At 64.7% G+C, this 11,929-nt stretch carries 9 protein-coding genes; 7 read left to right on the forward strand and 2 right to left on the reverse strand.

Annotated features, from left to right (window positions below; all coding sequences use genetic code 11):
• Positions 1-28: 28 nt before the first annotated feature.
• Positions 29-3,148: a bifunctional diguanylate cyclase/phosphodiesterase gene (locus GM676_RS14215; RefSeq protein ID WP_155464299.1), complete on the forward strand. Its 3,120-nt coding sequence runs from the start codon at positions 29-31 to the stop codon at positions 3,146-3,148.
• 24 nt (positions 3,149-3,172) lie between these two features.
• Positions 3,173-5,446, forward strand: coding sequence for a xanthine dehydrogenase family protein molybdopterin-binding subunit (locus GM676_RS14220; RefSeq protein ID WP_155464301.1), 2,274 nt, complete (start codon positions 3,173-3,175; stop codon positions 5,444-5,446).
• Between the two features lie 87 nt (positions 5,447-5,533).
• Here the strand turns inward: GM676_RS14220 and GM676_RS14225 are convergent, their stop codons facing one another.
• Complete coding sequence (locus GM676_RS14225; RefSeq protein ID WP_155464303.1) at positions 5,534-5,959, reverse strand: thioredoxin family protein; 426 nt, start codon at positions 5,957-5,959, stop codon at positions 5,534-5,536.
• A 94-nt stretch (positions 5,960-6,053) separates the two neighbouring features.
• On the opposite strand from GM676_RS14225, the gene tsaB reads away from it, so the two are divergent.
• Genes tsaB through GM676_RS14245 form a run of 4 tightly spaced genes read left to right on the forward strand, consistent with a single transcriptional unit; the run spans position 6,054 to position 9,436 of the window.
• Positions 6,054-6,746 carry a tRNA (adenosine(37)-N6)-threonylcarbamoyltransferase complex dimerization subunit type 1 TsaB gene (gene tsaB, locus GM676_RS14230; RefSeq protein ID WP_155464305.1) on the forward strand — a complete coding sequence of 231 codons (693 nt, stop codon included), beginning with the start codon at positions 6,054-6,056 and terminating at the stop codon, positions 6,744-6,746.
• Positions 6,743-7,216 carry a ribosomal protein S18-alanine N-acetyltransferase gene (rimI, locus tag GM676_RS14235; protein ID WP_155464307.1) on the forward strand — a complete coding sequence of 158 codons (474 nt, stop codon included), beginning with the start codon at positions 6,743-6,745 and terminating at the stop codon, positions 7,214-7,216. Before tsaB ends, rimI begins: the two co-directional genes overlap by 4 nt.
• The gene (locus tag GM676_RS14240; protein ID WP_155464309.1) at positions 7,213-8,307 is read left to right on the forward strand and encodes a uracil-DNA glycosylase; all 1,095 of its coding nucleotides are present in this window, start codon (positions 7,213-7,215) and stop codon (positions 8,305-8,307) included. Before rimI ends, GM676_RS14240 begins: the two co-directional genes overlap by 4 nt.
• A complete protein-coding gene (locus GM676_RS14245; RefSeq protein WP_211923231.1) occupies positions 8,300-9,436 on the forward strand; it encodes a DUF1853 family protein in 1,137 nt (378 codons plus the stop codon). Before GM676_RS14240 ends, GM676_RS14245 begins: the two co-directional genes overlap by 8 nt.
• 3 nt (positions 9,437-9,439) lie before the next feature.
• On the opposite strand, the gene lplT is transcribed toward GM676_RS14245, so the two are convergent.
• Positions 9,440-10,702, reverse strand: a complete 1,263-nt coding sequence (gene lplT / locus GM676_RS14250) for a lysophospholipid transporter LplT (RefSeq protein ID WP_155464310.1) — start codon at positions 10,700-10,702, stop codon at positions 9,440-9,442.
• Between the two features lie 130 nt (positions 10,703-10,832).
• Between lplT and alr the strand changes: the two genes are divergently transcribed.
• A complete protein-coding gene (gene alr / locus GM676_RS14255; RefSeq protein WP_155464311.1) occupies positions 10,833-11,927 on the forward strand; it encodes an alanine racemase in 1,095 nt (364 codons plus the stop codon).
• Positions 11,928-11,929: the final 2 nt, after the last annotated feature.

Here is an 11,929-nt window from a genome sequence, read left to right on the forward strand (position 1 = left end):
TGCCAATTTACTATTACGCTGCTGGTGCATGACTAGTGCTCTTTATAAGCGAATGCGCGCCCGCCTGAGCGCGCTGTACGGTCTATCCATTTATGGCGCCTTGCTGGTGGTGGTGTTTGGCGGCCTGGTGATCCCGGCCATCATCGGCAGTTATCTGCTGATCGGCGTGCACGAGCAGCAATCGGCGCGCGTGGCCCTGAACGAATCCTTGCAGCGCAATGCCGACATCCTGGCGCTGGGCATGCAGGAGTCCCTGTGGAATATGAATGCCGAATCGGCCCATTCGCTGGTGGAATCGGTGATGCGCGACCGCTCGGTGCTGCAAGTGCAGGTGGTCGGCCAGGCCGACACCCAGTTCATGCACGTGCGCTCGCCGCGCGTGGCCAGCGGCAATGTGTATCGCGCCGAGCGCGAGATCCTGGTGCGCGGCGAGCGCATCGGCCGCATCATGGTCGAGATGGACGACGCCCGCAGCCAGCAGGAGCTGCGCGAAAAGCAGCTGTCCTATGTGTTCGTGCTGGCGGCGCAGCTGATGGTGTCCTTGCTGCTGATCGTGCTGTTCCTGAATTCGCGCCTGATCAAGCCGCTGCGCAAGCTGATGCGCTTCTCCGACCGCCTGTCGCACGGCGACTTCGAAACCCGCCTCGACGTCACCGGCAGCGATGAACTGGGCCGTCTGGCGCAGCAACTGGAGCAGATGCGGGTGGCGATCAAGCGCCTGTTCGAGGACATCGGCCAGCGCGAGGAGCGCTTCCGCACCATCGTCACGCAGGTGCCGGGCGCGGTGTTCCGCTTCCGTCCCGATGGCCCGATTGACTTCGTGTCCGACGCGATCGAAGATATCTCCGGCTACTCGGCCGCACAATTCATGCGCAGCACCACGCATTCCTGGACCAACCTGATCGCGCCGGAAGACCGCAAGAAGCAGCGCCGCGTGATCGGCCAGTCCATCCGCGACGGCCAGCCTTACGAAATCGAATACCGCATCCTCGATGCTTCCGGCGCCGAGCGCTGGGTGCAGGAGAACGGCCAGCCGCAACTGCCGGACGGCGACCGCGATGCGCCGTGGGTGGACGGCATCATCTCCGACATCAGTCAGCGCAAGCATAATGAAATGCGCATCGAGGCGCTGCTGGCCGAGCAAAGCGCGATCCTGGATAACGTGATGTTCGGCGTGATGTTCGTGCGCCACCGCGCGATCGTCTCGGTCAACCGCCGCTGCGAGGAATTGTTCGGCTACGAGCCGGGCGAGATGACCGGCGCGTCGACCTCGATGATGTTCCTGAACGCTTTCGACTATGAATCGTCGGGCGCGCGCCAGTATCCGTCGCTGTCGCAGGGCGACTACTTCAGTGAAGAGCGCCAGTACCGCCGCAAGGACGGCCGCCTGTTCTGGTGCATGGTCAGCGGCTATGCGCTGGACAGCAACCGCGCCAACGAAGGCAGCATCTGGGTGTTTGCCGACATCACCGCGCGCAAGGAGGCGGAAGAGAAGCTACGCCTGTCGGCCACCGTGATCGAGCACATCGCCGACGGCGTGGTGGTGCTGGATGCGCAGGGCATCATCGTGGCCGTCAATCCGGCTTTCACCCTGATCACCGGCTACACCGAGGCGGAAGCCATCGGCAAGGACCGCACGCTGACGCGCTCCGGCCGTCACGACGCCGCTTTCTACGAAGAGATGTGGCAGGAACAGCTGGAAAAAGGCTTCTGGCGCGGCGAGTTGTGGAACAAGCGCAAGAACGGCGAGCTGTATCTGGAATTCCTGACCGTGAGCGCGGTGCGCGATCCGGGCGGCGAGGCCACGCATTACGTCGGCGTGTTCAGCGACATCACCAAGGCCAAGGAGTCGCAGGAAAAGCTGGATCACCTGGCCCACCACGACCCGCTGACCGCGCTGCCGAACCGCCTGCTGTTCCACGACCGCTTGCAGCACGCCTTGCAGCGCGCCTCGCGCGATGGCGAACAATTGGCGCTGCTGTTCATCGACCTGGATCGCTTCAAGAACGTCAACGACACGCTGGGCCATCACATCGGCGACGAGCTGCTCAAGCAAGTGGCCAAGGCGCTGCAAGACCGCCTGCGCGAGGGCGACACGCTGGCGCGTCTGGGCGGCGACGAATTCATCGTGCTGCTGGAAGATATCGAGAACCAGTACGGCGCCAGCCAGGTCGCGGAAAAACTGGTGCAGATGTTTGAAGAACCGTTCATGGTGGCCGGCCACGAATTGTTCGTCACGTGCAGCGTCGGCATCTCGCTGTTCCCGGACGACGCCTCCGACCTGAATATGCTGATCCGTAACGCCGACGTGGCCATGTACCAGGCCAAGGCGCGCGGCCGCAATGGCTTCAGCTTCTACGCGCCGTCGATGACGGGCGAGGGCGTCGAGCGCCTGCGGCTGGAAACCTTCCTGCGCCGCTCGATCGAAAAAGAGGAGATCTTCCTCAACTACCAGCCGCAAGTCGAAATCGATACCGGTCGCCTGATCGGCGTGGAAGCGCTGGTGCGCTGGAACCATCCGGAACTGGGCCTGATTCCGCCGATCCGCTTCATCCCGCTGGCCGAGGACACGGGCTTCATCAACCAACTGGGCAAGTGGGTGCTGCACGAGGCCTGCCGCCAGATGGTGCGCTGGCAGGAGGCCGGCCTGCACGTGCCGAAGATCGCGGTCAACCTCTCGGCCAAACAATTCGAGCGCGGCTCCATCGTCAACATGGTGGCGGACATCCTGCGCGATACGGGACTGGAGCCGCAGCGCTTGCAGCTGGAAGTGACCGAGTCGGTGATCATGAACACCGGCGACGCCATGGTCTTCATCAACGACCTGCACTCCATCGGCGTGGCGCTGGCGATTGACGATTTCGGCACCGGCTATTCCTCGCTGGCGTATCTGAAGCAGCTGCCGGTGGAGACCTTGAAGATCGACCGTTCCTTCATCAAGGATATTTCGACCGACGCCAATGACGAGGCGATCGCGATTGCGATCATCCAGCTGGGCAAGAGCATGAACCTGTCGGTGATCGCGGAAGGCGTGGAGACCGAGGAACAGGCGGCGTTCCTGCTGCGCCACGGCTGCAATCTCGCGCAGGGCTACTTCTATAGCCGTCCACTGGCGGCGGATGATATGCTCACACGCTGGCAAAAATAACAAGATTATCAGTGGAGGCAATGTATGCAGGGAGCGAAGAGCACATCGCGCCGCCGCTTTATTCTGGGCGGCCTCGCGGTAACGGGGGCATTGGTGGTTGGCTGGGGCGTCATGCCGCCGCGCCAGCGCCTGAATGGATCAACTCCACTGCCCTTGAGCGGCGGCAGCGTCGCGCTGAACGGCTGGGTGGGCATCCACCCGGACGGCACGGTCAGCGTGGCCGTGCCGCGCAGCGAAATGGGGCAGGGCGTGCATACCGCCTTGCCGATGCTGGTGGCGGAAGAAATGGACGTGCCGCTGTCCGCCGTGCAGGTGGTGCAGGCGCCCATCGATAAAATCTTCGGCAATGTCGCCGTGTTCAAGGACTCGCTGCCCTTCCATCCCGACGACACCGGGCGACTGAAAAGCACGGTCACCTGGGTGGTCGGCAAGGTCGCGCGCGAACTGGGGCTGAATCTAACGGGCGGCTCCTCCAGCGTGAAGGACGCCTGGGAGCCGATGCGCCAAGCCGGCGCCACTGCGCGCGCCATGCTGATTGCCGCTGCCGCCACCGAATGGGGTGTGCGTGTCGAAGACCTGCGCACCGACAACGGCCATGTGCTGCATGCCGATGGCCGCAAGCTGGCGTACGGCGCGCTGGCGGCAAAAGCTGTCGAAGCCAGGCCGGGCGAGGTGCGCCTCAAGTCGCCGCAGGAATTCAAATTGATCGGACGCCCGCAGCCGCGCCGCGATACGCCGTCCAAGGTGAATGGCACGGCCATCTTCGGCATCGATGCGCGTCCGCCGGGCATGCTGTATGCGGCGGTGCGCATGTCGCCGGTGGTCGGCGGCACGGTGGCCAGCGTGGATAGCGCCGCCGCGCTCAAGATGCCTGGCGTGATCAAGGTTGTGAACTACGATGGCGCGCTGCCGGAGCACGCGGGCGCCGGCGCCGGCGTGGCGGTCATCGCCAAAAGTTACTGGCAAGCGAAGCAGGCCGCGCTGGCGCTGGACATCAAATGGAACGACGGCCCGCACGCCGGCCTGTCCAGCGCCGCCATCTACGCCGAGCTGGCGGCCAAGCTGGATAAGGAAGACGGCTTCGCCTATTACAAAGCGGGCGACATGGATGCGGTGGAGGGCAAGGCCGCCGGCGTGGCCAAAACCGTGAAGGCCGAATATCGCGCACCGTTCCTGGCTCACGCGGCCATGGAGCCGGTCAACTGCACGGCGCAGGTCAAGGACGGCAAGGTGACCTTGTGGGCTTCGACGCAGTCGCCAAGTTTCGCCGTGGCGATGGCGGCCAGGGTGGCCGGTGTCGCCCAGGAGAACGTGGTGCTGAACATCACCATGCTGGGTGGCGGCTTTGGCCGCAGGCTGGATGTGGACATGGTGCCGCAGGCCGTCGCCATCGCCAAACAGGCGGACGGCTATCCGGTGCAGATGATCTGGAGTCGCGAGGACGATACCACCCACGACGTGTACCGACCGGCGGCGCTGGCGCGCTTCAGCGCCACGCTGGACGCCAGGGGCAATGTGCTGGGCTACGATAACAAGTCGGCCAGCGGCTCGGTGACGCACCAGTTCCTGCGCCGGAATCTGGGCCTGCCGCCGGCGGGCCCGGACAAGAGCACTGCCGAAGGCGAGTTCGATATGCAGTACCACTTCCCCAACCAGCGCATCCGCCATGTGATCGTGGACAGCGCGGTACCGCTGGGGAACTGGCGCTCGGTGGGCCACTCGCACAACGCCTTCTTCAAGGAGAGCTTCGTCGACGAACTGGCGCACGCCGCGGGCAAGGACAGTGTGGCGTTCCGGCGCGAGCTGCTGGCGCAGCATCCGCGCCATCTGGCGGTGCTGAATGCTGCGGTATCCAGGGCTGGCACGGCGCCCGAGGGGCGCGCGCACGGCGTGGCGCTGCACCAGTCGTTCGGTACCATCTGCGCGCAGGTGGCGGAAGTGTCGGTGGAAGGCACGGAGATCCGCGTGCATCGCGTGGTGTGCGCGGTCGATTGCGGGTTGGCGGTGAACCCCAACATCATCGCCCAGCAGGCTGAATCGGGCGTGATATTTGGCTTGTCGGCGGCGCTGTCTGGCGCGGTGACCATCAAGGATGGCAAGGTTGAACAATCCAACTTCCACGACTATCCCGTGGCGCGCATGAGCCACGCGCCGGAGGTGGAGACCATCATCCTGCCAAGCGCCGCGCATCCGGAAGGCATGGGTGAGCCAACCACGCCGCCGATTGCGCCGGCCGTGGCCAACGCCGTCTTCAGGCTGACCGGCAAGCGCCTGCGCAGCCTGCCGCTGACCTTATAGCCGCACCCGGGGTCAGTTCTTGCAATCCAACACGAGCTCAGCCGCGCGCGGCTGAGCTCGTGTTGGATTGCAAGAACTGACCCCGGGTTAAAGCGCTTCGCGCAGCAGGGCGCGCAGGTTGCAGTCGCGCTGCCACTGGGCGCGTTCTTCGTTGTTGATGATCAGTTCTTGCAGTTCTTCGTCGCTCTGCGCGGCGGTCGACTGCACCAGGCGGTGGGCGACGCCGGCGTCCGGCAGCATGGTGCCGAAGAAGGCCACCATTTCGTGGTGCTGGATCAGCAGGGTAGGAAAGTTCTCGACGTCCAGGTCGCCGACGATGTCGGCGTGGTCTTCGATGTCGATCCAGACGAAGAATTTGTCCGGATGACGCTCGGCCACCTCGTCGAAGGTGGCGCGGTAGCTGGCGCAGGTGCCGCACCACGCCGCGCACAGGCAGGCGACGATCCAGCGGTCGCCGCCGATGGCGGCGGCGACGTCCTCGCGGTTTTCGGAATTCAGGGTCAGGCTGGCCATAGTGTGAATAGCAAACAGCGCACTCGGCGCTAAAGCGGTATTTTACCCGTCCTTGCGGGGGCGCGCCTGCTGGCGCGTCGGGTTAAAATACGGGATGCCTAATATTCTTGCCATTGAAACCTCGTCCGAAACCGCCTCCTGCGCTCTGCTGCGGGGCGACGCCATCATCAGCCGCGTCTCCAGCGGCGTGCGTACCCATTCCCAGTCGGTTTTGCCGATGATTCAAGAATTGCTGGCCGAAGCCGGCATCAGCTTGCAGGAATGCGATGCGGTGGCCTATGGTTCCGGTCCCGGTTCCTTCACCGGCGTGCGCACCGCTTGCGGCGTGGCGCAGGGGCTGGCGTTTGGCGGCAAGTTGCCGGCGGTGCCGGTGGTGACGCTGGACGCGATGGCGCTGGCATGTCATCAGCGGCACGGCGCCGCCGAGGTGCTGGTGGTGTTGGATGCGCGCATGGGCGAGGTCTATTGGGCGCAGTATCGCTTTGAAAACGGCCAGCCGGTGGCGGTGCTGCCGCCGGTGTTGTCGGCGCCGGGCGAGGTGCGGCCGCAGGGTACGCCGGTCGCTTGCGGCAATGGCTTGTCGGCCTATGCGGAGGCGTTCCCGGCGGGAGGATATGCGGAGGTGATGCCGCACGCGGAGCAGATCGCGCAGCTGGCGGCGGTGGCGTTTGCCGCCGGTCGCACGGTGGCCGCTGCCGATGCGCAACCGCTGTATCTGCGAAACAAGGTCGCTTATACGCAGGCCGAGCGCCGTGAGATGGCGGTCAACAAGGAAGCCGGCGCATGACGGCGCAGGTGTGGGATCTGGCGCGGCTCAATTACGAGCCGATGCGGAAGGCCGATCTGGCCGATGTGTTTGCGCTGGAGCAGAGTGTCTATCCGCATCCGTGGAGCATGGCCAACTTCGAGGATTCGCTGAGCAGCCATTACGAGGCTTGGGTCTTGCGCGATCGCGATGGCGATTTGCTCGGTTATTTCCTGTTGATGGCGGCGGTGGACGAGGCGCATTTGCTGAATGTGGCGGTGTCGGCTGAGCGGCAGGGGCAGGGGCTGGGGCGGTTTTTGCTGAATCAGTCGGTGGCTTGCGCGCGTGGCCTGGGCATGGAGTCGGTGCTGCTGGAGGTGCGGCCGTCGAATACGCGCGCGCTGGAGATTTACGAGCGTTATGGATTTAAGCAGATTGGCCGCCGTCGGGGCTATTACCCGGCGGCGGACGGGCAACGTGAGGACGCAATTGTGATGCGGTTTGGCATATGAGTCAGTTGGCGCGGAATGCGGTGTTCCTGCAAGAGATGGGCATCGGTGTGCAGTGGAAGTTGCGCGGCGGCGAGGTGACCGATCCGTTTGTCACGGCTGTGCAGGCGCTGGCGGATGGCTTGCCGGAACAGGAAACGCCCCCGGCCGGGATGCCTGCCGCCGCGCCGAGCTCCATCGCGGCCACGCCTGTTACGGCGCCACAGGCTCCGCCAGCGGCCCAGCATGCGCCTGCGCCACCGCCAGCCGACGCGGCCGACAATGAATCGACCGCATGGTTCGACGATGCACCTGCGCCGCCACCGGCCGACGCTCGCCAGGCCGCGCGTGCGCCGTCCGCTCCGCCATCTCGTCCGGCCGCCGCGCCCGCTGTGCCGCGTCCGGCGATCCAAACGCCAGCCGCCGCAGCTGACGAAGAATCGACCGCGTGGTTTGACGACGCGCCTATGCCGCCGCCGTCCGCCGCTGCTCCGTCGGCCGCCGTGCCGGCCTATGCTGAACCTGCCGGGCACGCGCCGCTAAGCGACGAGGCGATTGCTGCGATGGACTGGCCTGCGTTGCAAGCCGCCGTTGCTGGCTGCACGCGCTGCACGCTGTGCGAGACGCGCCGCAACGCCGTCAACGGCCGTGGCGCGGAGCGCGCGCGCTGGATCGCCATCAGCGGCATGCCATCGCGCCTTGACGACGAGCAAGCGCAAGCCGTCAGCGGCGAAGCGGGACTACTGCTGAACAATATGCTGAAAGCCGTTGAACTCCAGCCAGAGTCCGAGGTCTACATCACCAACGTGGTCAAATGCCGCCCAGCCACGCCGGATGATGCCGACCGCATGCCGACCGCCGACGAGGTGGTCGCCTGCCGTCCATTCCTGGACCGCGAACTGGCGCTGACCGGCGCCACCATGGCCATGACCTTCGGCCAGTTCGCCGCCCGAGGCCTGATGATGGGGCCGGCCGCACGCGGCAAGGTGATGCGCTACGGCGCCAGCAACCTGCCAGTGGTCGCCACCTACCACCCGGACGACCTGCTGCGCAAGCCGGAAGACAAAGCCAAGGCCTGGGCCGACCTCTGCCTGGCGAAATCCAGCCATGCCTGACCAGCCTCCCGGCGCGCCAGCCGTGCCACCGCCGGGCAGCCTCTCCGAGCAGCGCGCCGCTGCCACGTCGTCGCCCGCCGGTACCACGTCGCCACCCGCCGCCGCCACGTCGTCGCTCCCCGCTGCCACGTCGCCATCCGCCGCCGCCACGTCGTCGCCCGCCGATGCCACGTCACCGCTCGCCGCTGTCGCGCCCGAGCTTGTCGCTGGCGGCTACCAAGCCCTGTTTGAAAGCCGCTGGCCGCACTTGGTGAATCCGCACGTGCGGGCGCTGGCCTGGCTGCTGGACGCGCCCGACCTGCTCGATCCGTCCGCGCCGCAATGGCAAGGCCGCATCGCCACGCTGGGCCCGGTCTCGCCGCAGACCGCCGACTGGCTGGCCGCGCTCGACCGTGATCCATCACCTTTGCAAGCCGCCCTCGGCGACAAGCACATCTCGCGCCTCGGCCTGTACGCCGAAAAGCTGATGGCCTTCTATTTCGCCCAGCACGGCCAACTGCACGCCCACGGCCTGCAAGTCCGCGCCGACCGCACCGACACCATCGGCGAATTCGATTTCCTGCTGCACGATGGCGTCGGCCTGCGACACATCGAATTCGCCACCAAGTTCTACCTGCTGGACGCCAACAGCCCCGGCTTCAACGGCCTGATCGGCCCCAACCTGGCCGACACGCTGGGCGTAAAAATGCGCAAGATCTTCGACAAGCAACTCACGCTGGCCGGGCATCCGGCCGCACAGGCTCTGCTGCCGTTGCCCGTCACGCGCGCGCAAGCGCTGGTGAAAGGCTGGCTGTTCTACCCGAACGCCGTGCCGGACATGCCCGGCATCACGCGGCAGCACTGCCACGGCTTCTGGATGACACAGGAACAGGCCGCCAGCCTGCCGGACCAGCACTATGCCATCATGCCGCGCCTGCAATGGCTGGCGCCGGCGAAGCTGCCCGCCAGTGCCGGCATAGCGCGTGCGGCCTTGCTGGACGCCGTGCACGGCCAGCCAGCGCCGCTGATGATTGCGGCGCTGCGCCCGGCGGGGGAATGGCTGGTGGAAGAGAAGAGGGGATTTATCGTCCCCGACGACTGGCGCGCGCAAGCCGCGCAGCGCCGTCATGAAGGTGTGCTGCCGGCGTAGAGCTTAGTGCTTGGCTTCGCCAATCAGCGCGATCGAATCGAACTCGCGCTGGTTGGCCTGGTGGCGCCGCATGATGTACAGCATGGTGCCGGCCAGGAACAGGCCGAACAGCAGAATGATGATGTCCAGATTCAGGTGCGCACGCAGCATCAGCGAGTACACCGCCAGCATGGTCAGGATCGACAGATTCTCGTTGAAATTCTGCACAGCAATCGAATGACCCGCGCTCATCAGCACGTGGCCGCGGTGCTGCAACAGCGCATTCATTGGCACCAGGAAGAAGCCGCCCAGCAGGCCGACCAGAATCAGCAGCGGATAAGCGACCTTGACCGAATTCACCATGGTCATGCACATCACAATCACGCCCATGGCGATGCCGACCGGGATCACGGTCAGCGACTTGCGCAGCGAAATAAAGCGCGCCGAAATCACCGCGCCGGCGGCCACGCCAATCGCCACCACGCCCACCAGGCTGGTCGACTGCTCATAGCTCAGGTGCAGGGTGCGGTTGGCCCATTCCAGCACAATGAATTGCAGGGTCTGTGCCGCGCCCCAGAACAGGGTGGTCACGCCCAGCGAAATCTGGCCCAGCTTGTCTTTCCACAGCAGGCCGAAGCAGTTGGCGAAATCGCTGATCAGCTTGACCGGATTGCGCTCCTGATGGCCGTATACGCAGCCGGTGTCCGGAATACGCGTATTGAACAGCGCCGCCAGCATGTAAATACCGACCACCACGCACAACGCCGCCTGCGTCGGCGTCTCGATGCCGGTGTCGATCAGCGGCATGTCAAAGCCCAGCAGGAAGGACGATACCCGCCCGCCGACCAACGCGCCGCCCATCACGGTGCCGAAGATAATCGACAACACGGTCAGGCCTTCCACCCAGCCATTGGCGGCCACCAGTTTTTCAGCCGGCAGCAATTCCGTCAGGATGCCATATTTGGCCGGCGAATAAACCGCCGCGCCAAAACCGACAATCGCATAAGCCAATAATGGATGAACGTGGGCGAATATCAGCAGGCAACCCCCAACCTTGATCAGGTTGGAAATAAACATAACCTTGCCTTTAGGCATCGAATCAGCGAAAGCGCCGACAAATGCCGCCAACAGCACGTAAAAGAGGGTAAATGAAAGCTTGAGGAGCGGCGTAATCCACCCCGGTGATTTCATGTTGACCAGCAGGTCGATCGCAACAAACAGCAACGCATTGTCCGCAAGGGACGAAAAGAACTGCGCCGCCATGATGGTATAGAAACCACGATTCATTCTGGGATAGCCTGAAAACTTATCTGGCTTGCTTTATACCATGCTTTGTTCGTATCCCCAAGAATTGAGCAGTGCGTCTCGGTCCGCTCTTGGTAAAATGGCGGCTTCGTTTATCAAGCAGAAATGTCGTATGCCAAGGCCGATCCTAGCAACAATTCATATTGACTCCATGAAGCATAACTTAGCCTTGGCCAAGGCCAAGTCGCCGGGGGCCAAGGCCTGGGGCGTGTTGAAAGCCAATGGTTATGGCCACGGCCTGGAACGCGCCATGCGCGGTTTTGCCGAGGCCGACGGCCTGGCGCTGATCGAAGTCGACAACGCCGTCAAGCTGCGTGAACTGGGCTGGAAAAAGCCTATCCTGTTATTGGAAGGTTTCTTCAGTTCCGCCGATTTGCACACCATGGCCGGCTACGAACTGCAAGCGGCGGTGCACTGCAACGAGCAACTGGCCTGGCTGGAAGAGGCGGCGCCGCAGCTGAGCGCGCGCGGCATCCGCTTCGACCTGCACCTGAAAATGAATACCGGCATGAACCGTCTCGGCTTCACGCCGGAGGCCTATGCGGCCGCGCATGCGCGCCTGCAAGCCATCTCCTGTGTCGGCAGCGTCACCCTGATGACGCATTTTGCCAACGCCGACGATGTCGATCATCCGCTGCTGCCGATTACCGAGCAGATCCGCCGCTTCGAGCTGGGCGCGGCCGGCCTGCCGGGCCAGCGCAGCCTGTCGAACTCGGCCGGCGTGCTGCTGCACCACGATCACCTGAGCAACGACTGGGTGCGTCCCGGCATCATGCTGTATGGCGGCACGCCGGGCGGCGCCACCGCCGAGGCGTTCGGCCTGCAAGCGGCCATGACCCTGAGCAGCGAGATCATCGGCGTGCAGGACATCGCCGCCGGCGCAGTGGTCGGCTACGGCAGCCGCTTTCAGGCCGAAGGCCCGATGCGGGTCGGCGTGGTGGCGTGCGGCTATGCCGACGGCTATCCGCGCGTGGCGCCGCTGGGCACGCCGGTGCTGGTCGATGGCGTGCGCACCCGCCTGGTCGGCCGCGTGTCGATGGATATGCTGACCGTCGACCTGAGCGACCTGCCGCAAGCACGCATCGGCAGCAAGGTGGTGCTGTGGGGGCAGGGCTTGCCGATCGATGAAGTGGCCGAAGCCGCTGGCACCATCGGCTATGAGCTGATGTGTGCGCTGGCGCCGCGCGTGCCGGTGGTCGAGGGCTGAAC

This window comes from Duganella radicis (assembly GCF_009720825.1).
In the GTDB taxonomy this organism is placed as follows: Bacteria; Pseudomonadota; Gammaproteobacteria; order Burkholderiales; family Burkholderiaceae_D; genus Rugamonas; species Rugamonas radicis.